This window comes from Acidobacteriota bacterium (assembly GCA_016715115.1).
In the GTDB taxonomy this organism is placed as follows: Bacteria; Acidobacteriota; Blastocatellia; order Pyrinomonadales; family Pyrinomonadaceae; genus JAFDVJ01.
In genome coordinates, this window is the sequence record JADKBM010000011.1 from 146,829 (window position 1) to 172,853 (window position 26,025).

The 26,025-nt window shown below is 55.4% G+C and carries 19 protein-coding genes; 18 read left to right on the plus strand and 1 reads right to left on the minus strand.

Annotated features, from left to right (window positions below):
- The 16 genes from IPN69_09380 (at position 1) to IPN69_09455 (ending at position 21,359) form a co-directional block, all read left to right on the plus strand.
- Positions 1-1,548: a tetratricopeptide repeat protein gene (locus tag IPN69_09380; GenBank protein MBK8810927.1), complete on the plus strand. Its 1,548-nt coding sequence runs from the start codon at positions 1-3 to the stop codon at positions 1,546-1,548.
- Positions 1,545-2,531 carry a tetratricopeptide repeat protein gene (locus IPN69_09385; GenBank protein ID MBK8810928.1) on the plus strand — a complete coding sequence of 329 codons (987 nt, stop codon included), beginning with the start codon at positions 1,545-1,547 and terminating at the stop codon, positions 2,529-2,531. Before IPN69_09380 ends, IPN69_09385 begins: the two co-directional genes overlap by 4 nt.
- Positions 2,510-3,175, plus strand: coding sequence for a tetratricopeptide repeat protein (locus IPN69_09390; protein MBK8810929.1), 666 nt, complete (start codon positions 2,510-2,512; stop codon positions 3,173-3,175). Before IPN69_09385 ends, IPN69_09390 begins: the two co-directional genes overlap by 22 nt.
- Before the next feature lie 8 nt (positions 3,176-3,183).
- A complete protein-coding gene (locus tag IPN69_09395) occupies positions 3,184-3,984 on the plus strand; it encodes a hypothetical protein (GenBank protein ID MBK8810930.1) in 801 nt (266 codons plus the stop codon).
- Between the two features lie 9 nt (positions 3,985-3,993).
- A complete protein-coding gene (locus IPN69_09400) occupies positions 3,994-4,680 on the plus strand; it encodes a hypothetical protein (protein MBK8810931.1) in 687 nt (228 codons plus the stop codon).
- A gap of 22 nt (positions 4,681-4,702) precedes the next feature.
- Positions 4,703-6,562: a cyclomaltodextrinase N-terminal domain-containing protein gene (locus tag IPN69_09405; protein MBK8810932.1), complete on the plus strand. Its 1,860-nt coding sequence runs from the start codon at positions 4,703-4,705 to the stop codon at positions 6,560-6,562.
- 75 nt (positions 6,563-6,637) lie between these two features.
- On the plus strand, positions 6,638-8,161 hold the full coding sequence (malQ, locus tag IPN69_09410) for a 4-alpha-glucanotransferase (protein MBK8810933.1): 1,524 nt from the start codon (positions 6,638-6,640) through the stop codon (positions 8,159-8,161).
- A 133-nt stretch (positions 8,162-8,294) separates the two neighbouring features.
- Positions 8,295-10,178, plus strand: coding sequence for a cyclomaltodextrinase N-terminal domain-containing protein (locus tag IPN69_09415; GenBank protein MBK8810934.1), 1,884 nt, complete (start codon positions 8,295-8,297; stop codon positions 10,176-10,178).
- Positions 10,179-10,446: 268 nt separating this feature from the next.
- On the plus strand, positions 10,447-10,959 hold the full coding sequence (locus IPN69_09420) for a transposase (protein MBK8810935.1): 513 nt from the start codon (positions 10,447-10,449) through the stop codon (positions 10,957-10,959).
- Positions 10,960-11,167: 208 nt separating this feature from the next.
- Positions 11,168-11,347, plus strand: a complete 180-nt coding sequence (locus IPN69_09425) for a hypothetical protein (GenBank protein MBK8810936.1) — start codon at positions 11,168-11,170, stop codon at positions 11,345-11,347.
- Between the two features lie 129 nt (positions 11,348-11,476).
- Positions 11,477-12,772 carry an MFS transporter gene (locus tag IPN69_09430; GenBank protein ID MBK8810937.1) on the plus strand — a complete coding sequence of 432 codons (1,296 nt, stop codon included), beginning with the start codon at positions 11,477-11,479 and terminating at the stop codon, positions 12,770-12,772.
- 68 nt (positions 12,773-12,840) lie between these two features.
- Entirely contained in the window at positions 12,841-14,199 is a 1,359-nt protein-coding gene (locus IPN69_09435; GenBank protein ID MBK8810938.1) for an alpha-amylase, read from the plus strand.
- 158 nt (positions 14,200-14,357) lie between these two features.
- A complete protein-coding gene (locus tag IPN69_09440; GenBank protein ID MBK8810939.1) occupies positions 14,358-15,422 on the plus strand; it encodes a substrate-binding domain-containing protein in 1,065 nt (354 codons plus the stop codon).
- Positions 15,423-15,570: 148 nt separating this feature from the next.
- Positions 15,571-18,003 (plus strand): DUF4968 domain-containing protein, encoded by a 2,433-nt coding sequence (locus IPN69_09445; GenBank protein ID MBK8810940.1) that lies wholly within the window; start codon positions 15,571-15,573, stop codon positions 18,001-18,003.
- A 172-nt stretch (positions 18,004-18,175) separates the two neighbouring features.
- Complete coding sequence (locus tag IPN69_09450; GenBank protein ID MBK8810941.1) at positions 18,176-19,687, plus strand: xylose ABC transporter ATP-binding protein; 1,512 nt, start codon at positions 18,176-18,178, stop codon at positions 19,685-19,687.
- A 73-nt stretch (positions 19,688-19,760) separates the two neighbouring features.
- Complete coding sequence (locus IPN69_09455) at positions 19,761-21,359, plus strand: hypothetical protein (GenBank protein ID MBK8810942.1); 1,599 nt, start codon at positions 19,761-19,763, stop codon at positions 21,357-21,359.
- Between the two features lie 61 nt (positions 21,360-21,420).
- Here the strand turns inward: IPN69_09455 and IPN69_09460 are convergent, their stop codons facing one another.
- Complete coding sequence (locus IPN69_09460; GenBank protein MBK8810943.1) at positions 21,421-21,627, minus strand: hypothetical protein; 207 nt, start codon at positions 21,625-21,627, stop codon at positions 21,421-21,423.
- Here IPN69_09460 and IPN69_09465 point away from each other — a divergent pair.
- Both IPN69_09465 and IPN69_09470 read left to right on the plus strand, forming a co-directional pair.
- The gene (locus IPN69_09465) at positions 21,597-22,250 is read left to right on the plus strand and encodes a hypothetical protein (protein MBK8810944.1); all 654 of its coding nucleotides are present in this window, start codon (positions 21,597-21,599) and stop codon (positions 22,248-22,250) included. The genes IPN69_09460 and IPN69_09465 overlap by 31 nt on opposite strands.
- Before the next feature lie 194 nt (positions 22,251-22,444).
- Positions 22,445-25,993 (plus strand): hypothetical protein, encoded by a 3,549-nt coding sequence (locus IPN69_09470; protein MBK8810945.1) that lies wholly within the window; start codon positions 22,445-22,447, stop codon positions 25,991-25,993.
- The last annotated feature ends 32 nt before the right edge of the window (positions 25,994-26,025 follow it).

Sequence of the window (26,025 nt, forward strand, 5' to 3'; positions counted from 1 at the left end):
ATGAGGAAGTTCGTCTATGTCCTGTCAGCGTTGCTCACGGCGGTTTTCGGCGCCGTCGCGCAGACGCCGGAAGCGACGCCCGTTGCCGTCAGACGAACCCACGTCGATCGTTTTCGCTCTCCCGAATCCCGTGCGCTGAAGACCGAAGCCGAAGCTACCGAAAAGTTGAAGCAGAACCCGGCATCTGCGGAAACGGTAAACGACCGGGCGGTCGCGAGAATGCGGCTTCAAAATTTCTCTGGCGCGCTTGATGATCTCAAGCGCGCCGTTGAACTCGATCCGAAAAACGCGGAGTATCGTGCCAATCTGGGATACGTGCTCTGGAAGGTTGGCCGCGGCGAAGATGCGATTGCCGCCGAACGCGAGGCGCTTCGGCTCGACGAAAAGAACTACACCGCAAATTATCAGCTCGGACGATTTCTGCTTCGCACGGGCGATCGCCAGGTACTGCCGGAAGCGATCCAGAAGTTCAAGCGCGCCCTCGAACTCGACCCAAGGCTCTATGAAGTTCGTTTCGAACTGATCGCGGCCTATCGCGAGATCGGCGATTTGGCCTCGGCCGGCAATCAGCTCGCGCTGCTTCAAGACGCAAAGCCATCCGAACCTCGGGTGATTTACGTCGACGCGCTTCTGAGCGCTGATCGCGGCGATATGAAGACGGCGGTCGAGAGGTTTCGGTCGGCGCTCGATAAGGATCCCGAACTGTACGGCGCGTGGCAGGATCTCGGGCTCTTGTATCTCAAACTCGGTCGCTGGGAAGACGCGGCGGCGACCTTCGCCGAACTTGCGAAGCGTCAATCGAATTCCGCCGAAGCTGCGTATCTCGGAGCTCTCGCACTTTATAATCTCAAACGGACGAGCGACGCCGAATCGGAGGTTCGCCGCGCATTGCGTTTGAATGCGGGTTTTGCCGACGCCCGGACACTTCTCGGCATCATTCTGTCTTCAAAACCGGACGGGATTCAGGAAGCCATTGAATCCCTGACCCAGGCGATCGCTCTCAAGCCGAACAGTTTCGACGCGAATTTCTATCTCGGGCGGCTTGAGTACACCGAAGGTCGTTTCAATTCAGCCTTCAAACACCTTGAAACCGCGGCGAAGATCAACCCGGCAAACACCGAAGCGAGATTCTTTCTGGGAACCGTTTTCGAATCGCTAGGCGAAAGCGAAAAGGCTCTTGCCGAGTATCAGGAGATCGTCAAGCTTGAGCCGGCGTCGTTCTTCGGTCAGGTCGGGCTTGGCGCCCTCTACGTCAAACAGGGCAAGCTCGACGAAGCCGTCGCCGCGCTCTCGAATGCGCTCAAGACGGAACCGAACAGCTTCGAGGCGAATCTGACGATCGGCCGCGCTTTCATCCTAAAGGAAATGTTTCCGCAAGCAGAAGAGTCGCTCAAACGGGCAGTCGAACTTCAGCCGAAACGCACCGACGCGCGCTACCAGTGGGCGATCGCGCTCCGGCGGCTGGGGCGAAACGATGAAGCGAGACGCGAATTCGAATTGGTTGAAAAACTGAATAAGGAATTTCGGGAGGGAAGGGAAAACCAGTGAGGATCGCTAGCCTTATCTCTGTTTTGATCTTCTTTTCCGTTTGTGCCACGGTTCTTTCCGGCGTCGCTTCGGCGCAGCGGACCGCGCCCGTGAGGAAACCGCCGGCGCAGGTCGACGACACGCCGCCGGCGACAAAACAGGCGATCGACAATGCGATCCGTCTGCTCGAACAACGGGATTTCGCCGGCGCCGAAGCCGAAGCCCGAAACGCGGTGAAACTCTCGCCGCGTTCGGCGGTAGCATTCAATGTCCTCGGGATCGTTCTCGACGAACAGGGAAAATCGGCTGATGCTCTGACGGCGTTCTCGACCGCGATCAAACTCGCGCCCACGTTCATCAGTCCGAAGAACAATCTCGGGCGTTTGCTCGCCAATCAAGGCAAATTGGCGGAGGCTCTCGCGCAGTTCGAGGCCGTTCTGAAAATCGAACCGACTCATTTGCAGGCACGCTACAACGCTGCCGCGATCTATGCCGAAACATCGAAATTCGACAAATCGGCCGAATACTTCGCATTGCTGTTGAAGGCCAACCCGGCGGATCTTCAGCTTTCAATGGCGTTTCTCAACGTCGCGTACCGCGCGAATCGCACCGACGAAGCGAATGCGCTCGCCGATTCGCTCGAAACTCGGTTTTCGACCGAACTTCGCGGACTTTTCTCACTCGGCGTCGTGCTCGCTCAGGGACAACAGTATGAACGGGCTTTGCGTATCTTTAGACGCGCGAACGAAATTCAGCCGAACACGTTCGAGATCCTCTACAATCTCGGACTTGTCCTCGACAATCTCAAGCGGCAGGACGAAGCTGTCGAGTTGCTCGCGCAGGCCGCCGACCTTAAGCCCGAGGCGGTCGAAGTTCACTTCCGGCTCGGCGTTATCGCCAGCGAACGAAACGATCATTCAAACGCTGCCGAAGAATTTCGCCACTGCATAGATCTCGATCCGAAAACGCCTATTACTATTCCTTGCTTGGACGCGAGTTTCTGAGAACGGGTTTTTGGGAAGGGGCGATCAAGAACTACACGGAGGCGATGAAACTCAATCCGAATGACATAACGTCGGTCGTCGGACGCGCCAACGCTAACTTCAGAAAGGGCGAGTGGATCGGTGCCGCAGCCGATTACGATCTAGTCGCCAAACTCGATCCTAACTTTCCAAAGATCGACTATTTGCGCGGCTTCGTTCACAGTTCGGCGGGGAATTTCGACATCGCGCGGCAATTGTTGGAAAAGTTCGTCGGCAAAAACGCCGAGAGTGTCGAAGCGCTCGCGGCGCTTGGATACGTCGCTCTCGAACAGGGTCGGTTTGACGACGCCGAAACGGCGCTCAAAAAAGCGATCACGCTCGATCCGGCCGACGCCTCGTCACTCTACGACTTTGCGCGGCTCGCCATCAAGCAGAAGAATTACGCCGAAGCCGTCGTGCGGCTTGAAAAACTGGTGACGATCAACCGCGTCAATCCGCAGGCCTTCTACCAGTTGTTTCTGGCTTATTCGCGCCTCAAGCAGACCGACAAGGCGAACGTCGCGCTCGCCGAGTTCAAACGGCTCGACGCGCTTGAAAAACAGGCGCAACAGGAACGGATCTTTGATGAGAAGTTGCGAACGCAAAAGCTATCCGCGCCGCAATAGGAGGAACTATGTCAATTCGCCGAATTTTGCTGTTGACGATCGTTGCCGTTTTGTCCGTTGGAAATCTTTACGGGCAAACTGACTGGAAACTGAAGGCCTGGGATCAATGGGACAAGTCAGACGTTGAGAAGATACTCAACAACTCGGAGTTTGCCAAGAGCCAGGAGGTCAGGCTGCAATACGAGCCGACGCAGGTCGTCGCGGCAGGTTCTTTCACGCCGGCGACGCTCGCCACGGGCAACTCCGGCGGCGGCACGACGCGCGGAACCGTGAACACCGTCAATCAAGGCGCGATCCAGCCGACCGTCAGTTTCGTCTTTACGCTTCGGATGCGGTCGTCGCTCGCGATCAGATTGGCAATGGTCCGTAAGAATCAGCTCGAAACCGACGTCGAAAAGATGACCAAAGAGGAGCTTGAGCTTTTCAACAAACGTCAGATCGGGCTTTACGACTGTCCGGCCTGCGTCAATAACTACGTGCTCACGCTGACCAGCAGTTCGAGCGAGAACAAGAACTTTGACGCGGTTTACTCGGCATTTTCAAATGCAAGGATAGACGATTTGAAACGATACATTTATCTCGTCAACGACAAGGGTGAGAAGCGCGAACTGGTGAATTTCGTCGCTCCGAAAAGAGCCGGCGACGAGGCTGTTTTCTTCTTCCCCAGGCTTGACGCGAAAGGCGCTCCGCTGTTCACGATGGACAGCAAGTATTTGATCTTCAACGTGACCAACAATGATGTCAATGCGGTTACGAATTTCAAGGTCGAGATCCCGCCGATGATCGTCGGCGACCATATCGAGTTCTGAGAGGTGAAAATGAAACGGTTTTTATTTTTCGGCATTGTCCTTCTGTTTTTTTCGCAGGTCGCGTCGGCGCAGGATTTTTGGATGCAAAAATCCTACAAACGCTGGACCAAGGAAGAGATCGTCCGGCTGATCTCGGATTCGCCCTGGTCGCAGGTCGCCGGCGACACCGGAAACGCGCAGATCCGCGACGCGGCGTACGTTACGGTCAGGCTTCGTTCGTCGATCCTGATCCGGCAGGCGCTGGTTCGTCTTAAGCAGATCGAAAGCGGTTACGACAAGTTCGAGCCGGCAAAGAAGATCGAATTCGACGAGAAGATGAAGGGCACGCTCGAATGTCCTGCGTGCCAGGAAAATTACGTCGTCACGATCTCGCCTCCGGTCGCTGACCGGCAGCTGAAAAGCGCGGTTTTCGGCCTCGTCAATCTTAAGTTCGAACAACTGAAGGACACTGTCTATTTGGTTAACGACAAAGGCGAAAAGCGGAAACTCGTGCATTTTCAGGCGGCGATGTCGAACGACGGCGAAGCGACGCTGTTCTTTCCGCGGTTGGACGAAAATGGCGCGAAACTTCTGACCGGCGAAAGCAAGACCGTGACGCTGATATTTGAAACCAAGGGACTGCCGAATTTTCAGGTTCCGAGGAGCACGATCTTTGATGTCACGAAGGCGATGATCGACGGCAACGTCGAGTTTTGAGAATGGTCACAGGCTTGGAATGATGATTTTCAGACGAGATAATTTCAACGAAACCATCCGATTCATCTGTCTTCTGCCGCTGGCATTTTGCCTGTTTGCCGCAATGGCGTTGGCGCAGACGGTGACGAAGGTTGAACCGCCGTCGTGGTGGGCCGGCCATTCGATAAATCCGGTCAGGCTAATGGTGCGCGGCGAGAATTTCGCCGGCGCGCGCATCGTTTCCAGGAATCCGATGCTCAAAGCGTCGAACCTTCGCGTCAACGATCGCGGCGATTATCTCTTTTTTGACGTCACGATTCCGAAAACGGCGAAGATCGGGAAGTACGAATTTGAAGTCGTGACGCCAAAAGGTAAATCGGCCGTGCCTTTCGAAATCCTTCCGCCGCTCAATCCGGACTTGAACTTCAAGGGGATCGGCGGCAAGGACGTCATCTACCTGATCATGACCGACCGCTTCGCAGACGGCGATCCGGCGAACAACAAGAACGTCGACCGGACGAACCCACGGATGTGGCATGGCGGTGATTTCAAGGGAATAAAAGAGAAGATCCCGTATCTCAAGGACCTTGGCGTGACCGCGATCTGGCTCACGCCGTGGTACGACAATTCGAACGAGATCACGACCTGCGACAAGCCCTGGTGTCCGATGGCGAGCTATCACGGCTACGGCGCGGTCGATTACTACGGCGTTGAAGACCATTTCGGGACTATGGACGATCTTCGAACGATGATCGCGGCGGCAAAAGCCAACGGCATCAAGGTTATTCAGGATCAGGTAGCGAATCACTTCGGATTCCGGCATCCGTGGACAAAGAACCCGCCCACTTCGACCTGGACGCCGCCGTTCGAACAGAACCGTTTCAACAACTCGTCGCTGCTGTCGCCGAACGCTTCGCGAAACGAACGGGCCAACACGCTGAGCGGATGGTTTGATTTCACTTTGCCGGATCTCAACCAAAATGATCCGGAAGTTCGCAAATATCTCATTCAAAATGCATTATGGTGGATCGGTGTAACCGGCATCGACGGTATTCGTCAGGATACAATCCAGTATATGCCGCGTGATTTCATCCGCGATTGGTCGCTCTCGATCAAGAAACAGTACCCGAAATTCTGGATGGTCGGCGAGGTGTTTGAAGAGGATTCCGCGCACACCGCTTTCTTTCAGGGCGGGAAGCCCGGATGGGACGGAATCGACACAAACCTGCCGTCGGTTTTCGATTTCAAACTCTGGCGGACGTCGCAGGAAGTTTTCACCGGAAAAAAGCCGATGCGCGCGTTGCGGGACGTTTTGAAATATGACGCGCTTTACCCGAACGTCAACGATCTGACGGTGATGACGAACAACCACGATACCGATCGGTTTATGAGTCTGCAGGGCGCGACGAAGGAAGGCGCGAAACTCCATACGGCTTTCGTTCTCGCGACGCGTGGCATACCGCAATTGTACGCCGGTGAGGAGATTCTGATGGAGGGCGGTCACGATCCCGATAACCGGCGCGATTTTCCGGGGGGATTTCCCGGGGATACGGTCGACAAGTTCGCTGAATCGGGCCGCGCAGCCGATGAACGCGAGATGTTCGAATGGACGCGGAAATGGATCGATTTGCGAAGGAAGAGCATCGCGTTTTCATTTGGCAAGACGACGGATCTTTTTTATGATTCCGACTCCTACGTGTTCGATCGCTCGGTTGTGAACGTCATAGAGATTTCCGCGGTGATCGTGGCATTCAACAACAGCGACAAAACAAAGGTGATCGAGTTGCCGTTCGGATCCGTCCGTCCGAAGCCGCTCATTTCGGATCGAGAAACGGTAACGATCGAAGGCGGAAAGTTGAAGATGGTGCTGGCGCCAAAGTCGGCGATAGCTTACGGACATTGAAATCATCGTGAAATCGGCCGGAAAGCATTTGCCGGCTTTGGTGAACATTAACTCAGACTGCTTACTAACGAAAACATGCCCTTTCCAAGAGCCGCAGGAATTCTGCTTCATCCGACGAGTTTGCCGTCGCCGTACGGCATCGGCGATCTCGGCCGCACGGCGTACGAATTTGTCGATTTTCTCGTCGCCGCAAAACAAACATACTGGCAGGTTTTGCCGCTCGGGCCGACCGGTTTTGGCGACTCGCCCTATCAGTGTTTCTCGGCGTTTGCCGGGAATACGAACCTGATCTCGCCCGAAACGCTCGTCGACGAAGAATTGCTGACGCAGGAAGAGATCGATGATCGGCCGGATTTTCCGGAAGGACGCGTTGATTTCGGCAGCGTCATCGAATGGAAGAACGCGCTGCTCGAAAAGGCGTATCGGCGATTTCGGTTGACGACGAGCGTCAATCTTCGCGGTTCGTTCGAATCGTTCACGCAGGTCGTCGCCGAATGGCTCGACGATTACGCGCTGTTCCGCGCCATCAAAAAGACGCAGGACCAACATTCGTGGCAGCAGTGGGACGAACCGCTCAAACTTCGCGACGAGACCGCGATTCTCGCCGCGCGAGAGGAACTCCTCGATGAAATACAGGCGCAGAAGTTCTATCAATTCCTGTTTTTCAAGCAATGGTCGCGGCTCAAGAATTACGCCAACGGCAAAGGGATCCGGATCATCGGCGATGTCCCGATCTTCATTTCCCTCGATTCGGCGGACGTTTGGTGCAATCCGCAGGAGTTCAAGCTGAACCGCGACGGTTCGCCGAAGACCGTCGCGGGCGTTCCGCCCGATTACTTTTCGAAGACCGGCCAGCTTTGGGGAAATCCGATCTACAACTGGGATGCGATGCAGGCCGACGGTTTCAAATGGTGGGTTTCGCGCGTGAAATTCACGCTCAAGATGGTCGATATTCTGCGGATCGATCATTTCCGCGGATTCGCCGCGAGTTGGGAAGTGCCGGGCGGCGACAAGACTGCCGAAAATGGCCGCTGGGTCAATGTGCCCGGGAAAGACCTGTTTATGACGCTGCGACGCGAGCTGGGAAGACTGCCGATCCTCGCCGAAGATCTCGGCGTCATTACGCCGGACGTCGAGGAATTACGGGATGGTTTCGGTTTTCCGGGTATGCGGATCTTGCAGTTCGCCTTCGGAGGCGACACGGCGAATCTCGATCTGCCGCACAACTACATCAACAACTGCGTCGTTTACACCGGCACGCACGACAATGACACGACCGTCGGCTGGTTCAATTCGCAGGCCGGCGCCGGTTCGACGCGCGACGAAGACGAGATCAGCCGCGAGCACGATTTTTGTCTGAAATACTTGAATTCGGACGGATCCGAGATTCACTGGGATCTTATCCGCGCCGTGCTCGCGAGCGTCGCGAACACGGCGATCGTGCCGGCGCAGGATCTTTTGGGTTTGGGTACCGAGGCGCGGATGAATCTGCCGGCGTCGGAGTCCGGGAATTGGTTTTGGCAGTGCCGTGACGGCGATCTGTCTGACGAGATCGCCGAACGATTGGGCGAATTGACTGAGATTTACGGGCGCAAGTAGCGGAGAGAAATCCTACGGATGAAGGATTATTCGAGCTATGAGCTATGAGCTATGAGCTATGAGCTTCGAGTTGTCAGCTGACAGCCGGGGCGAGTAATTATCAGTCGTTGCAACTTATGACTAAATGACGAATATGACAAAAACTTTGGGATGCATTTCGGGTCTATTGTTTCTTTTGCCGCTCATCGCATTTGGGCAATCGGTTGAAAAGGTCGAGCCGCCGAGTTGGTGGGCGGGTTCGACGGTCAATCCGGTTCGCGTTTTGCTGACCGGCACCGATTTGAACGGCGCGACGGTCACTGCGCCGCGGGGAAGCGTCTTGCGGGTCTCGAACTTGAAGGCCTCGGCGAACGGTCACTACTTGTTCGCCGACATCGCGATCCGGCCGGCGGCGAAAACGGGGAAATACAAGTTCTCCGTGACGAAGGCGGGAAAATCGTCCGCCTTTGACTTTGAGATCACTGCCAAGAAACGAAGCGCGATCACGCACCGCGGCTACACGCCGGACGACGTGATCTATTTCGTCATTCCGGATCGATTTGCCGACGGCGATATGTCGAACAACGATCCCGAGAAATCGAAGGGGTTGTTTGATCGGCGCTACGGCCGGCATTATCACGGCGGTGATCTTGAGGGCCTGATCGACAAATTGCCGTATCTGAAATCACTCGGGGTAACGGCGATCTGGACTACTCCCGTTTACGACAACAACGACAAGCCCGACTTCAAGGAAATGTACGAGGGAATGCCGTTTACGACCGGCTATCACGGCTACGGAGCCGTCGATATGTACGCCGTCGACGAACATCTCGGCGATATGGCGAAACTCAAGGAATTCATCGCCAAGGCGCAGGCGATGGGATTCAAGGTGATCCAGGACCAAGTTGCAAATCACACCGGACCGTATCATCGCTGGGCGGCCGATCCGCCGACACCGACCTGGTGGAACGGAACGCTCGAGAATCATCTTTCGAACAACTGGCAGAAATGGACGGCGATGAATCCGCGGGCGACCTTGCAGACGCAAAAACGCAACATCGACGGCTGGTTCATTGATATCCTGCCGGATTTCAACCAAGGCGATCCGGAAGTAGAGAAGTATCTGATTCAGAACAGTTTATGGTGGCTTGAGACGGGCGGGTTCGACGCCATTCGAATGGACACGCTGCCGCACGTGCCGCGTTCGTTTTGGGCAAAATGGGGCTCGGCGGTCAAGCGTGAGTATCCGAAAGTAAACATTCTGGGCGAGCTTTTCGACGGCGATCCGGCGCTCGTCGCGTATTTCCAGACGGGCCGGAAAGGGCACGACGGGATCGATCCGCAGATCGACTCGTTATATGATTTCGCGCTCTTTTACCAGATCCGGGGCGCCTTCGCGCGTGGCGAATCCATCAGGGGCGTTTCGCAAATGCTTTCGCGCGATTGGCTTTATCCGAATCCAAACGTCCTGACGACATTCCTCGGCGTCCACGATATGGAACGCTTTATGCACGAGCGCGGGGCGACGACCGATGGGCTGAAAATGGCGCAGACCTTCATTATGACGACACGCGGCACGCCGTTGCTTTACTACGGCGACGAGATCGCGATGCCCGGCGGCGGCGACCCCGACAACCGGCGCGATTTTCCCGGCGGCTTCGCGGGCGACGGAATCAATGCCTTTGACGCGACAGGGCGGACGAAGTCTCAGAACGACGTTTGGAACCACCTCGCGCGACTCGGCAAACTGCGTCAGGAACTCGAACCTTTGCGTCGCGGCAAATCGCTCGATTTGCTGGATGAGGAGCAGCAGATGGCGTATGCCCGCCTAACGGAAAAACAAGCGGTTTTGGTGGTCTTCAACAACGATTCGAAGCCGGCTGAGGTTTCGTTCGACGTTTCGATGATCAAACCGTTCGGGTTGAACACGATTCTTGTCGATCGGCTGGATAAGATCGACGACATCAGGATAGTCGACGGCAGGTTGAGATTCACGATGCCCGCCCGCTCCGGCGGCGTGTTCACCGTCGAGCAATAGGCGCGTGCTTTGTTCTTTGAAAATTCGTTAAGTTTCTGCTTGTTCCGGATCGGCCTTCCGGCCGATCGAAGATTCGACTCAATTTCGCATAAAATGAGTTCAGAATCGGCCTTTCGATCCAAGCTTCGACTCAAGTTCGCTAAAAATGCGTTCAGGATCGGCCTCCCGGCCGATCGAAGATTCGTTCCTCAAGAAATTCGGGCTACCGCCCGTTGCACACACTTAAAATCGGGCTGCCGCCCGTCAACACTCAAAAAAAGGAGACAATATGTACTACTACATCACCGCTGTCACTCACGATCGCGTGCCGGTCTTCAGAAGCAAAACCGCATGCGAGATCTTCATCAGTCAGTTAAAGGAAGTTAAGGAGAAATTTCCGTTCAAACTCATCGGATACGTTTTGATGCCTGATCATTTTCATATTCTTGTTAAACTCGAAGACAACGATCCGGAGAAATTCATGCTCCGCTTGCGTGGATTGAGCGCTCGTAAGATTATCGATTGGTTGAAAGAAAAGGAGTTCTGGGATTCGCTGCTTCGATTGAAGTTGAAGGTGCCGCAAAAGCGCAGGTACCGGTACGCGGTTTGGCAAAAGAATCCGACGATAATTGAAATATGGAGTCCGAAGTTCTTGCGACAGAAACTTGACTATATTCATATGAATCCGGTCCGCGCTGGATTGTGCGAGCATCCGCGAGACTGGAAATGGTCGAGTTACAATGCGTATCAGCCGCACGAGCCGGGAACGGTTCCGATTGAGATAGACGCGGTCGGGCAGTAGCCCGACATACGGATTCGAGCGTCTCGCGGTCGGCCGGGAGGCCGACCCTGAACGAATGAGGCGCGGAATTGCATTCGACTCGCGGCGGGAGGGCAGTAGGGCGTCAAATCAGATCAAACGTCTCGTGATCCGGGCCGGCCTGAACGAGCCGACGGCACTACTGACATAGTTCGCGATCGACAATTTGCAGTTCTGACGAAGTTAAAATATGAAAGCATTATCATTTATCGCGATCGTCATCGCGGCGTTTCTGGTTTTTCTCGGCCTTTCGTCGAGAAGCGGTGCCGGCGCGGTCCTTAGCAACGCGGTGATCATCGGCGGCGTCCTGATCGCCGTCGTCGTCGCCGGAAGTTGGATCGCGATGTATTTCAAGAACCGACAGCAATAGTCTGCAAGTTCCGACTTGCGAATCCAATTTGAGCCAAGGGCGTCGCTTTTCCCTTTGCCGAAGATCCGAATCGAGGAATATTAATGTATGGAAAACAAACCGCGTCTTTCTTTTTGGCAGATCTGGAACATGAGTTTCGGATTTCTCGGCATTCAATTCGGTTGGGGCTTGCAGATGGCGAATATGTCGCCGATCTACAAATATCTCGGCGCCGATGAAGGAAGTATCGGCTATCTTTGGCTCGCCGGGCCGCTTACGGGACTTCTTGTCCAGCCGATAGTCGGCGCGATGTCGGACCGCACCTGGAACCGACTCGGACGCCGCCGTCCGTACTTTCTCGTCGGAGCGGTTCTCGCCAGCATCTGTCTGATCCTGATGCCGAATTCTTCCGCGGTTTGGATGGCAGCCGGCCTTTTGTGGATCATGGACGCTTCGATAAACATCACGATGGAACCCTTTCGGGCGTTCGTCGGCGACAAACTGCCGGAAGAACAACGCACACTCGGATTCGTGATGCAGTCGTTTTTTATCGGGATCGGTTCGACGCTCGCCAATGCGCTTCCGTACATACTGACGTTTCTCGGCGTGGTCGGCGTGATGAAGAGCGGAATTCCGTATTCGACCCTGATCGCCTTTATCGTCGGGGCTGCGGCATTTCTGATCGCAGTTCTTTGGACGGTTTTCTCGACCGGCGAGTATCCGCCGGAGAATATGGAGGAGTTCGACCGTAAGCGGAACGAGGGCAACATCGTCGGAACGATCGTCAAAGAGATCGTGGAAGCGATTTCCGATATGCCGACGACGATGAAGCAACTCGCCGTTGTCCAGTTCTTTACGTGGTTCGCGCTGCCGTTTATGTGGCAATACTACGGGATCGCGGTCGCCAGGCACGTTTTCGGCGCGGTTGACGACAAATCGGACCTGTTCCGGCAGGGTACCGAATGGGGCGGAGTGTGTTTCGCCGTTTATAATTTCGTTTGTTTTCTGATCGCGTTCGCGATCCCGCCGCTCGCCGAGAAGATCGGGCGCAAGGGCGTGCATATCTTTTGTTTGATCTGCGGGGGACTTGGGCTGATCTCGACCTATTTCGCCACCGGCCCGTATTTCTTGTGGCTCGGAATGGCCGGCGTCGGAATCGCCTGGGCTTCGATCCTATCGATGCCTTACGTGATCCTCGCGGGCGCCATCAAACCGGAGCGGATGGGAGTTTATATGGGCGTTTTCAATCTGTTCATCGTCATTCCGCAAGTCACGCAGAATCTTCTGACGCCGCAGATCTACAAGACAGTGCTTGGCGGCGATGCGCTCAACGCCGTGATGCTGGGCGGATTTTCAATGCTCGTCGCGGCAGTTTCGGTCTTCATCGTCAGGGATGTCGGCGCGGCCAAGATTCAGGGAACGGAAGGAGCACCTGCGGGACATTGAGACCGCTGATCGCGGTTTCAAAAATCGTTTGGAATTGTTGACGAAAAAGGACGGAGTTGGAAATCAATATGATGCAGATCATTTCGAGAATCGCTATTGCCGCGCTTTTGACGGTCGTGACGTTGACTTCGGTGGACGCGCAGAGGGACTTTTCAAAAGAAAACGCACGACCTTCGCCGGATTGGGTCAAAGACGCGGTGATCTATGAGATATTTCCGCGGAATTACTCGCAGAAAGGCGATTTCAATTCGATCACGAAAGATCTCGACCGGCTGCAAAAACTCGGCGTCACGGTTTTGTGGCTGATGCCGGTCCATCCGATCGGGCAGGAGAAGAAGAAGGGAACCATCGGGTCGCCCTACGCGGTGCGAGATTACTATGCGGTCAATCCGGATTACGGAACGGCTGCCGATCTCAAGAACCTCATCGCCGAGTCACACAAACGAGGAATGAAGGTCATCATCGACATCGTTGCGAATCACACGAGTTGGGACTCGGTGATGATGAAAATGAAAGGCTTTCATACAACCAACGACAAGGGCGAGGTGATTCCGCCGATTCCTGATTGGGCCGACGTTGCGGATCTCAATTACGGGAATCCCGAACTGCGCAAATATATGATCGAGATGCTCAAATCGTGGGTTTGTGACTTCGATCTCGACGGCTTCCGATGCGACGTCGCCGGATTCGTGCCGACGGATTTCTGGGAGACGGCGCGATCGGAGGTCGATAAGATCAAATCGGACACGATCTGGCTCGCCGAATGGGAATCACCTGATCTGCTTGTGAAAGCGTTCGATCTCGACTATTCCTGGGAGAACCATTCGGTACTGACGCAGGTTCTGCAGAACGGAGCGCCCGCTTGGGCGATTCGAAAGACTTGGGAAGAACAGCGCGCAAAATTTCCGAAGGGCGCGTTGCGAATGAGATTTTCGGACAATCACGACGAAAAGCGTGCGATTGCCCGATTTGGAGAGAAAGGCGCGATCGCCGCGCAGGCTCTTGCGTTTACACTCGACGGCGTGCCGATGTTCTATAACGGAATGGAGGTCGGCGACACGACGGAATCAGGATTTCCCGCGCTCTTCGAGAAAATGCCGGTCTTTTGGGACGCGGCGGTTCGCCGGCCGGAATTCCCGAAGTTTTACGGGTCAATGATCGAACTTCGAAAGAACTCCGCGGCGATCCGGCGCGGCGAATTGACGTGGCTCCGCAATTCGGATGAAAATCGTGTGCTGACCTTTTCACGCAAATTCGGCAGCGAAGAGGTCCTCGTCGCGATCAATATGACGAGTTCGCCTTTTTTCGGTTCGGTCGAGGCTTCGGGGGTCTTCGAAGAATTGACGCCGGCCCCGGAAAAGCGCGTCATCGGCTTGCCGGCGATTGCTTTGAACGGATTCGGCGTCCGGATCTTCCGACGCAAATAGAACAAGCACGATCGGCGATCCCGTTTACGAAACACGATAGGTGGATCGTTTGTTTCAAATCGTTGCCAAACGGGCCTTTTCCGTTTATCTTAGGTTCAACTTAATTATCTGTTAAAAAGGAGCTATTCATTATGCGAAGACTTCAGAGTCTGTTTATTCTGATCGTGATTTCAGCGGCGGTCTCGTTGACAGGTTGCGTTCAGGGGCCGCCGCAAGCCGGCGGAAACGGCGGTGGAAGCAATCCGGCGGGCGGCAAAAAGATCAAGATCGGTTTTGCGATGGCGACCGTCAAGGAAGAGCGTTGGCAACGCGACCGCGATGCGTTCAAGGCGCACTGCGAGAAACTCCAGATCGATTGTGAACTGACCTTCGCCGACAACAAGGCGGAAAAACAACTCAGCGACGTCGAGCAATTGCTGACGAAGGGCATTGACGTCCTCGTTATTGCGCCGCATGAGGCGACGCAGGCCGCGCAAATGGTCGATATGGCAAAGGCGAAAAACGTCCCCGTCATCAGCTACGACCGGCTGATCAACTCGGACAAGCTTGATCTGTACATTTCGCATCAGGTCCCGGTAATCGGCAAGAAGATCGCCGAATACGCGTTCGCCAAGGCTCCGAAGGGCAACTACGTAATGGTTTATGGCGGTTCGACGGACAACAACGCCGTGATTATGAAACGGGAGCAACTCGCAGTGCTCCAACCCGCGATCGACAAAGGCGAGATCAAGATCGTTGCCGATCAGTTCATTACCGACTGGAAATCCGAAGAGGCGCTGAAATTCGCTGAGAACGCCCTGACCCAAAACAGCGATAAGATCGACGCCTTCGTTGTCTCGAACGACGGAATGGCCGGCGGCGTGATCGCGGCGCTTGAAAAGAAGGGCCTTGCCGGAAAGATCATCGTGACCGGTCAGGACGCGGAAAAAGCGGCGCTGCAGCGAATCGCCGAAGGCAAGCAATCGATGACGGTCTACAAACCGATCATCCCGCTCGCGAACGCGGCGGTCGAGGCGGCGATCAAACTCGCCAAGAAGGAAGCACTCGCTGAAGCGAAACCGTTTATGAACGACAGCATCAAGAAAGAGGTGCCGGCGATCCTTCTTGAGGTCACCGTCGTCGACATCAACAACCTTATCGAGACGGTCATCAAGGATGGTTTCGCCAGTTTTGATGATGTCTACGCGAATGTCCCGGCCGACAAGCGACCGGCGAAGAAGTAATCGTTGAATTCGGCTTCCGGGTTGGTCGTTGGGGCGAGAGAGATCTAGCCGCGCGACCAACCCTGAGAGAGGTTTTTGAGGTTTAGGGATGAAACATGCATCGACAAAATTCTTGGCGGGACTTGCCTGCTTTTTTTGTTTGGTACTTTTGCAGTGTGTCCAGACAAAAGCCTCGTGGCAGGCAGTTGGAAACGTGACGCGCGTCGCGCAGGTCAAAACAAATGGCGTCGTCGTCGAGACTTCAAGCCGGGCGCGGGTTTCCGTTGAGTTCTTTGATATCGACGTTGTCCGGATCCGGATTGCGCCTTCGGGAAAGTTCGAGCGGGAGTTCTCTTACGCGTTCGATTACTCGCAGGAACGAAAAACCCCGATCGTCAAGGTCTCGCAGACCCCGCGCGAGATCGTTGTCGCGAACGCGTTCGGCGCGAAGGTCTCGATCGCGCGGTCGGGACTTCTGATACGCGTCTTCGACGAGAACGGCGAGTTGGTTGTCGGCGACGATCCGCGGCGGTCGACCGTTTTCGATCCGGCGACGGGCGAGTTCAACACGACAAAACTCCGACGCGCGGAGGTCGAAACGTATTATGGCTTCGGCGAAAAGGCGTTCGCCGGGATGTCGCGCAACGGCGAGTACATCGTCAACTGGAACACCGACACTTTCTCGTATCCGCCCGGACTTGATCCGATCTATCAATCGATCCCCTTCTTTTACGCGCTATATCAGGGAAAGGCCTACGGGGTCTTTTTCAACAACACTTTCCGGTCATTTTTCGATATGGGCAAGACATCGCCGGATCGTTATTCGTTCGGCGCGAACGGGGGCGAACTCGACTATTTCGTCTTTACCGGCGGTAAGTCGAGAAGTCCGAGAAAGGTCCTTGAGGACTACGCGAATCTCACGGGCAAGACGCCGTTGCCGCCGCTCTGGGCGCTCGGCAATCAGCAATCGCGTTGGTCATACCAACCGGAAAAGCGCGTCCGCGAGATCGCTGACGGATTCCGGAAGAACAAGATCCCGGCCGACGTCATCTATCTCGATATCGACTATATGGAAGGCTTTCGGGTCTTCACGTGGGACACAGAGAAGTTTCCGGATCCGAAGAAACTCGTCTCGGATCTCCGTGCCGACGGATTTCAGACGGTGCTCATCATCGATCCCGGAATCAAGACGGACGAAAAATACTCGACATACGCCGACGGAAAAAGGGCCGGTGTCTTCGTGAAGAACCCCGACGGCTCCGAGCTTAACCAGCGCGTTTGGCCGGGAAACTCCGCGTTCCCGGATTTTACGGACCCGAAAGCGAGGGCTTGGTGGGGTGAACAATACCGCAAGAATGTCGAGGAAGGGATCGCGGGGTTCTGGAACGATATGAACGAGCCCGGCGTCTTTATCACCGAAAAGGACGAACGGCCCGAGATCTATCACCATCCGCAGAAGACGTTCCCTTACGACACTCCGCACGCGGGCGACGGTCTGCTCGACACACATCGCCGATATCACAATGTCTTTGGGATGCAGATGGCGCGCGCCAGTTTCGAAGGTGTCGGAAAACTCGCTCCCGACAAACGGCCGTTCATCTTGACCCGGGCCGGTTTCGCGGGCGTGCAGCGTTATTCGGCCGTTTGGACGGGCGACAACTATGCTGGTTGGGATCACCTGGCGTTGTCGATCCCGATGCTTGCGAATCTCAGCGTATCGGGCGTTCCGTTCGTCGGCGCCGATGTCGGCGGCTTCAACGATATGCCGTCCGGTGAACTCTACGCGCGCTGGCTGCAGGCCGCGGCGCTGACGCCGTTCCTGAGATCGCATTCGGTGCCGTCGGCCGGAAACAAGGAACCCTGGGAATATGGTGACGAATTCACAAAGATCAACCGTGCAACGGTAGAACTGAGATATCGGTTCCTGCCTTACATTTACACGCTTTTCCGCGACCACGAAAGAACGGGCGCTCCGGTGATGCGCCCGCTATGGTATGAGTTTCCCGAAGACAATGCGACGTATCTGATCAATGACGAGTATCTGGTCGGGCGGGATGTCCTGGTCGCGCCTGTGATCCGCGACGGCGCGCGCAATCGCGGCGTCTATCTTCCGAAGGGAAGTGATTGGATCGACTGGTGGACCGGCGCTCGTTTGGAGGGCGGAAAATCCCATAGCATCCAGGCGCCGCTTGATCGGCTGCCGTTGTTTCTTCGCGTCGGCGCCGTAATTCCGATACAGGCGGTGGTTCAGTACACGGGCGAGATGCCGTCGGCCGAAATCACTTTGATCGTGGCCGCCGGAATTAAGCCGGGTACGACGGAGAACGCGACGCTGTTTCAGGATGCGGGTGACGGTTACGGATATCGAAAATCGGAGTGGCGCGACGTGCGGATCACGCATCGGCAGGGAAGCTTGGCGATCGAACGGATCGGCGGTTTTCGGGGCCAAAAGATACGATACGTCGAAGCGGTCGGTATCGGTTCCGAACCGCGTGAGGTACGCGCGGATGGAAACAAGATCGAATCCAAATTCGACGCCGGTACGAAGCGTTTGCGGATCGAGATCAGCGACAGCACGAAGGAAGTTGTTTTGGTCAGATGACAAACTTTGATCTTTGAACTTTGATCTTTGGTCTTTGATCTTCTGAGATTCGAGATTGGAGCCCCGGGCTTTCAATTTTAGACATTAAATTTGTGCGGTGATCAAAGACCAAAGATCAAAGTTCAAAGATCAAAAATCAAAGTTAGTTCAAAGTTCACGCGAAAACAAAACTATGTTCTTACTCGAAATGCGGCAGATAACAAAGGAGTTTCCGGGCGTCAAGGCGCTTGACGGCGTTACGTTCGATCTTTCGGCCGGCGAGTTCCACGCGCTCGTCGGCGAAAACGGCGCCGGAAAGTCGACGTTGATGAAGGTTCTTTCGGGCGTTTATCCGTTCGGCACGTACGGCGGCGACATCGTCGTCGAAGGATCCGCACGGCGTTTCGCGACGATCCGCGAAGCCGAGAATGCGGGGATCGCGATCATTTTTCAGGAACTCTCCCTGGTCAAGGAATTGACGGTCGGAGAGAACATTTTTCTTGGCCAGGAACCCGCGCGTTTCGGTATCATCAACTGGTCCGAACTCTATCAAAGAGCCGCAAAGCTCTTGCAAGACCTGCATCTTGATATCGACCCGCGCACGCCGGTCGGAAACCTCGGGATCGGCCAGCAACAGCTCGTCGAAATCGCCAAGGCGCTCTCGAAAGATGCGAAGATCCTCGTTCTCGACGAACCGACGGCGGCGCTGACAGAATCGGAAGTCGAAACGTTGTTCACGATCCTTCGCGACCTGAAAGCGCGCGGTGTCGGAATGATCTACATTTCGCACAAGCTCGATGAGGTTTTCGAAATGGCCGACCGCATCACGGTTCTGCGCGACGGACGGACGGTCGGGACAAGCAACGCCGCCGAACTGACCAAGGACAAGGTGATTTCTTTGATGGTTGGTCGGGACGTCGGCGACATCTTCCCGATCTCAAGTCACGAGTTCGGTGAAACCGCGCTCGAGGTGCGCAACCTTACCGCTTACGACATCGATCTGCCTTCGAAGAAGTTGGTCGACGATGTTTCGTTTTCGGTGCGAAAAGGGGAAGTTGTCGGAATTGCAGGGCTGATGGGCGCGGGTCGCAGCGAACTTCTGATGTCCGTATTCGGTGCCTGGAACGGGCGTTCGTCGGGCGAATTGATGGTTGAAGGCCGACCGGCGTCGATCAGGACTCCCGCCGACGCGATCGCGAACGGCATCGGATTTGTGACCGAGGACCGCAAACGCTACGGACTCTTGCTTGAACAGACTATCGTCGACAATATGACGCTTGCCGGGCTAAAGCGCATCTCGGGCGCGTTTATGACGCACCGCTCGCGTGAGACGAAGGCCGCGAACGGCGCGATGGAATCGTTGCGGGTCAAAGCCAATTCGCCGCTGACCGTTGCCGGAACGCTTTCGGGCGGCAACCAGCAAAAGGTGGTGCTCGGAAAATGGCTTCTGACGAATCCCAAAGTGCTTTTCCTCGATGAACCGACGCGCGGGATCGATGTCGGCGCGAAACAGGAGATATACGCCGAGATCAATCGCCTTGCACAAGAAGGTCTTGCGATCGTCCTCGTTTCATCGGAACTTCCGGAAGTTCTCGGTCTCGCCGACCGGGTCCTGGTGCTTCACGAGGGAAAGTTGACGGGAGAATTCACCAAGGCCGAAGCGACGCCTGAAAAGGTAATGGCGGCGGCGACCGGTCATCACTGACACACGAAATCTAGAATAAAGCAAAAAAACCGGTCCCCTGAAGTTAGATTGCGGTGCCGTTCCAAAGGAGAACATGAACGAAAAAGTTGAAAAAAGTGGTTTCAAAATCGAAACATCGGCACTTCGCGCGTACACGATGCTGGGCGCGCTCATCCTGATATGGCTGTTCTTCAACTGGCAGACGACCGGAATCTTTTTGTCGCCGCTCAATCTGTCGAATTTGATGACGCAGACTTCGGTGACGGGAATCCTTGCGGTCGGAATGTTGATGGTCATAATCTCGGGGAATATCGACCTGTCCGTCGGTTCGGTACTCGCTCTTGCGGGCGGCATCGCGGCGATCGTCCTGACCGGTTACGGGCTCGCGGCGGCGATTGCGGCGGCGATCGTTGTCTGCGTCGCGGTCGGCGTCTTTCACGGGGTTCTGACGGCATACGGCAAGATCCCCGCGTTCATCGTGACGCTCGGCGGATTGCTGGCGTGGCGCGGCGCGGTCAAAGGGATAACGCAAAGCGAAACGATTCCGATCGCCGATCCGATCTTCAAGAGTATCGGTCAGAGTTATATTGCGCCGCACGTTGGATGGGTCGTTGCGCTGGTCGCGATTGTTTGTCTGCTTATCCTGGCGGTCAGGCAGATCAAACAGGAAACCGCGTACGGACTTTCAACACAAGCCGCCGGGTACGGAATTCCGCTTTCGTCAGTGGCTTTGATAGCCGGAATTCTCGGGGCGACCGGCTACTTTTTGCCGTGGGTCGGCGTCGGTGGGGGAACTGTCGATATCGTCAGTTTTAGCGGTTACCGCATTTCGTCAGGGATCGAGGTCGTTTCCGGCGTAACGGTCGGCGGAAACTCAGTGCTTTTTCTATTTCCCGTTTGTTTGGGGCTTGCGGTCGTGGTCGGTGCCCTTGCGTTGATTCGTAAGAATCTCAGTTCGTTTGCAGCGGGCGTTTGGGCGCTTGCGGGCATCGTCGGCGGGTTTCAGGTGATTAGTTTTATGATCTCGTACAAGAGCCCGGCCGCGACGTTTCATTACGGATCATACATTTCACTGTTCGGCGCGCTTTATGTCGGTCTGGTCGGAGTTTATGGGCTCGTTCAAAGCTATTATTTGAAAACAGCCAGTGAGATAACGCCTGACAATCTTATCGGGCTCCTTGTCCCGACAAGTTCGATTCTGGTTTTTATACTCGTTATGAACTCTCATGCCGGCGTGCCGATTCCGGTTATGATTCTACTGGCGGTCGCTTTGATCGGCGTGTTCATTACGAATTCGACCACGTTCGGCCGCTACCTCTATGCGATCGGGGGCAATGCCGATGCGGCGAGGCTTTCCGGGATCAACAATAAGGTCAACATTCTCAAGGTTTACGCTGTTCTCGGCGCGCTCACCGGCGTGGCCGCGGTGATCTTTACGGCGCGCCTCGGCAGCGCGACTCCTGACGCCGGTGTTCTGAAGGAACTCGACGCGATCGCTGCCTGCGTGATCGGCGGCGCAAGTCTAATGGGCGGCCGCGGAACCGTTTTCGGCGCCTGCCTCGGGGCATTGATCATGGCGAGTTTGGACAACGGTATGTCGCTGCTCAACGTCCGTGATTTTATGCAGGAACTCATCAAAGGCGGAATTCTGGTCGCCGCCGTCGGACTCGATATGATCGGCCGAAAAGACTAGCGATTGGGGATTTGGGATTTGGGATTTGGGATTTGGGATTTGGGATTTCGGATTTGCGTACTTAAAATCTGGAATCTGGAATCTGGAATCTGGAATCTGGAATCTGGAATCTGGAATCTGGAATCTGGAATCTGGAATCTGGAATCTGGAATCTGGAATCTGGAATCTGGAATCTGGAATCTGGAATCTGGAATCCGGAATCCGGAATCTGGAATATCTGGAATAAGGAGGTTTGGAATGAAACGATTGTTGTTGCTCGGCGTGGCATCACTGGTCTTCTCTTGCGGAGGGCAAACGCGCCAGAATCAGAATTCAAATGCTGTGTCGCCGACCCCAACGGGTCAGTCCGCAGCGTCGGCGAACCCGAATACGAATCTGCCGCCGACGGAGTCGCCGACGCCTCCCGTGAACGCGTCGGGTCCGCGCACCGTCCGCGAATTCTTCAATCTTTTGCCGGCGAAGTATTTCACGCTCGAGGGCTGCGAACCATCGAAGGACAAAAACTGCGACAAGGCCCGCGCCGACTATGTGAAAAACTATCTCGAGATCGAAGACGCGAAAAACGGCTACTGGAAGAGCGGTTGCGACGGCGGGCAGAGTTGTCTCGAAATGGCGATCTTCAGGCGTCCGGACGGAAACTACACCGTGCTCGTCAAAACGGAGGCCGAAATGTCCGAGGAAAGTTGGTTTCTCGAGTATTCTGTTGGAAAATGGTCGGACATCGGCGCGAAGGTAGTTCCCGGATTCAGCACGAAAAACATCTACGTTCCGCCGCGCGTCGGGACGTCCGTCGAGGTATTCAAAAAGAACTTTCCCGAGCCTGAGTTCAGTGAGCGCGGCGAAAAACTCTACGTCTTGGACTGGAAGGACGGAAAGTTCGTCAAAAAATAGGCGTCCTTTCGGAATAGTTGACAGCGGTTAGTTGATCGTTTCGACAGGGAATTGTCTCGAAGGCGAGGCGAACTTTCAGTTATCATCTATAAGCCAACAACTGTTCCGAATGTTTGCGGTCGCAACTGATCGCTGCCGAGTGAGAATCAAAACGCAAAACTGCAGTTCGTTACTTACATATCGAGAGCGTGCTTATGATCCAAATTATGATTTTCCGCAAGAACCCCAGGCCAACGGTCTTGTTGCTGCTCCTTTTGGCTTTTGCCTGCATTGCGTTCGGACAGACGCCGGCGCCGGGCGGTCCCGGTGACGACGCCCAGTGGGCGACCGCCGGAAAGCAGGGCGTCGGGACATCGGCAAGCCTCGAATCGAAAGTCTGGTTCACGCTCGCCCAAGGCGTGATGACCGAGGTCTATTATCCGGACGTGACGGTCGCGAACATTCATTTGCTGCAGTTCGTCGTCGTCGATCCGAAAACGAAGAAGGTCGAAACCGAGCAGGATGATGCGGTTCATCAGGTCAAAGTTCTGCGGGTCGATTCACTCAGTTTTCAACAGGTAAACACGTCAAAATCGGGGAATTGGAAGATCACCAAGACGTACACGACGGATCCCGTGAACAACTCGGTTCTGATCGATGTCAGATTCGAGACCAGGATCAAGGGGCTGCGGCTCTATTTTCAATTCGATCCGTCGATCAAAAACTCGGGGATGAAAGACAAGGGATATGGGCCGCTGATGCAGCTCAAGGTCGATATCGAAGCCGAACGGACCAGCGCCACAAATGGCGGCGTCAAGACCACGAGACGTTCCGGTTCGGGAACGGTGAGTTCGGGATTCGGCGTCGAGGACGACGGCATTGCGGCGGCCTTGTATTTTACGAGCGACGTCGAGGAATGGATCAGCGGATACAAAGGGAAGAGCGACGGGCTCGACCAGCTTCGAAAAAACGGCAGGATCGTTGATTCCTACAGTGAAGCGACGAGCGGCAACGTCGTTCAGATGGGCCGAATTATGAAGCCCGAACGCTTCACGACGATACTCTCGTTTGGTGACGATGTTCTGAAAGCGTCGGTCGCGGCCTCCGGATCAATGAAAAAGGGCTTCGACGGTTGTTTGGCCGAGTATGAACGGGGCTGGTCGGACTATGTCGCGACCATCAAAAAGGTAGAGCCGAGATATCAGCCGCAATTCAATATGGCGGCGATGATGCTCAAGGCGCACGAGGACAAGACGGTCCGCGGGGCGAACATCGCGTCGCTGACGGTTCCGTGGGGCGGCGGAGCGAACGCCAACGAGAACAATATCGGCGGCTATCATCTGATCTGGTCGCGGGATCTTTACCAGGTGGCGACCGCCTTTATGGCGCTCGGCGACCGTGATGCCGCGGTCCGTGCGGTCAATTTCCTTTTCAAGGTCCAGCAGAAAGCCGACGGCAGTTTTCCGCAGAATTCTTATCTCGACGGACGCCCGTTTTGGGAATCGCTGCAGTTGGACGAGGTCGCTTATCCGTTGATCCTCGCTCACGAACTGGGACTAAACGACAAATCGACGTACGAAAATCACGTCAAGAAGGCGGCCGATTTCATCGTCAGGAACGGGCCGGCAACGCCGCAGGAACGTTGGGAAGAGGAGTCGGGCTATTCGCCTTCGACGATCGCGGCCGAGATCGCCGGACTCGTCTGCGCCGCCGAGATAGCGCGCAAGAACGGCGACGAAGCATCGGCGACGATCTATCTCGCGACGGCCGACGATTGGGCGAGGAAGGTCGAGATGTGGACGGCGACGACGAACGGAAAATACGGCGACGGCAATTACTATCTACGGATCACGCAAGGCAAACCCGATTCGGGCAACCAGCTCGAACTCAACAACGGCGCCGGATTCTTCGACGAACGGGAGATCGTCGACGCCGGATTCCTCGAACTCGTGCGGCTCGGCATCAAGTCGCCCGACGACCCTCTGATCGCGAAGTCGTTGAAAGTGATCGACGATGTGATCCGCGTCAAAACGCCGAATGGCGACGGATTCTACCGCTACAATAACGACGGTTATGGCGAAATGGACGACGGCCGTCGCTGGAATTGGGACGGAAAATACACCGGAAAAGGCCGGCTCTGGACGCTTCTCAGCGGCGAGCGCGGCCAGTATGAACTCGCCGTTTCCGCATTGAATCCGAGATCCCGATCGGCAGATCCGAAAACACGGCTCGACGCAATGCTCGCGTTCGCCAATGACGGCCTGATGATCCCCGAGCAGATCTGGGATAAGGCCAAAACCCCGGCGAAGATCGACAAGCAGTTTGTGCCCGAACTCAAGTTTGGCGAAGGCACCGGATCCGCGACGCCGCTCGCTTGGTCGATGGCGCAGTTCATTCGCCTGGCGGTGAATCTGAAGGAGGGTAGGAATCTCGATACTCCGAAGGTGGTTTACGATCGATATGCAAAGGATGGCATACCTGGACAAGCCAGTGAATTCGGCGGAACCGATGAGGATTTCATTCTGCCGGTCAAGGCGGGGGAGACATTCACCTTTTCCCGAAACGCTCCGAAAGGAACGAAAGTCGGTTACCTTCTGAAGGGGAAGTCGTACTTGATCGAAGCCGGCGATGATCAAAAATTCACGGTCAACGTTCTGGCGCCCGACACGCCGGAAATCGTCGTTGTCGGCATCAAATTGCCGAACGGCGCGACGGCCTTCGAACGCGTCAAGGTCATATCCGCCGACAAAATAAAGCCGCAGGAGTTTTCCGCTGACCTGATCAACAAAATCAAAGTCGCCACATCGTCCCCGTTGATCGAAGATGGAAAGGTGATCTTCTTTTATCGCGGCCAAGCGAAGCGCGTCTCGATCGCCGGAGATTTTTCCGGGTGGAGTCCGCGAACCCAATTGCAGCCGATCGACAAAGATCTGTTTGCCGTCCGGATGGAGTTCGCTCCCGGGACCCGCGCCGAATACAAATTGAGCGTCGACGGCAAATCTGGGATCGACGAACTGAATCCGCAAAAGATCGACAACGGGGTCGGAAGTGAAAATTCGATTTTCGCAATGTCCGGATACAAGCCAACCGAATGGGCGAATTGGCAGGGTATGACAAAAGCCGCGATCGTGAGCGAACGAATAGGTGATCGCGAAGTTTCGGTCTATGTCCCGGACGGCCTCAACGACCGGGCTTTGCCGGTTCTCTATCTCAATGACGGCAGTGATTACGCGAAACGCGGCGAAGCGATCGCGATCCAGCGCAACCTCGTAAAAGCGGGCAAGGTCAAGCCCTTCATTATCGTGTTTCTCGATCCGAAGGACCGGACGAAAGAATACTGGGCAAGCGACGAATATGCGAAATTCGTCGCCGAAGATGTCGTCTCCGTGATCGACGCCAAATACAACACGATCAGAACTCGCGACGCAAGAGCAGTTTTGGGTGCGTCGTTGGGCGGGGTCACCAGCTTCTGGATCGGTCTGAAGTATCCCGGAACATTTTCCCGGACCGGAGGACAGTCGAGTTCGTTTTGGGTCGACGACGAACGAGTTGTCACGGCCTTGGGGAAACTGGACCCGTCGGCGAACAAATTCACGTTTTATCTCGACGACGGCATCCTCGAGGGCTCCGAAGACTCGCGGCGGGTGAATGTCTTGCTTCGCGGCAAGGGCTTTAAGGTAACCTACGTCGAGGGGCAAACGGGTCATAATTGGACCGCTTGGCGAGATCGGCTCGCCGACGCCTTTGTTGCTTTAATGAATTAAGTTAGAATCATTCGCGTCAAGAATTGCAGATT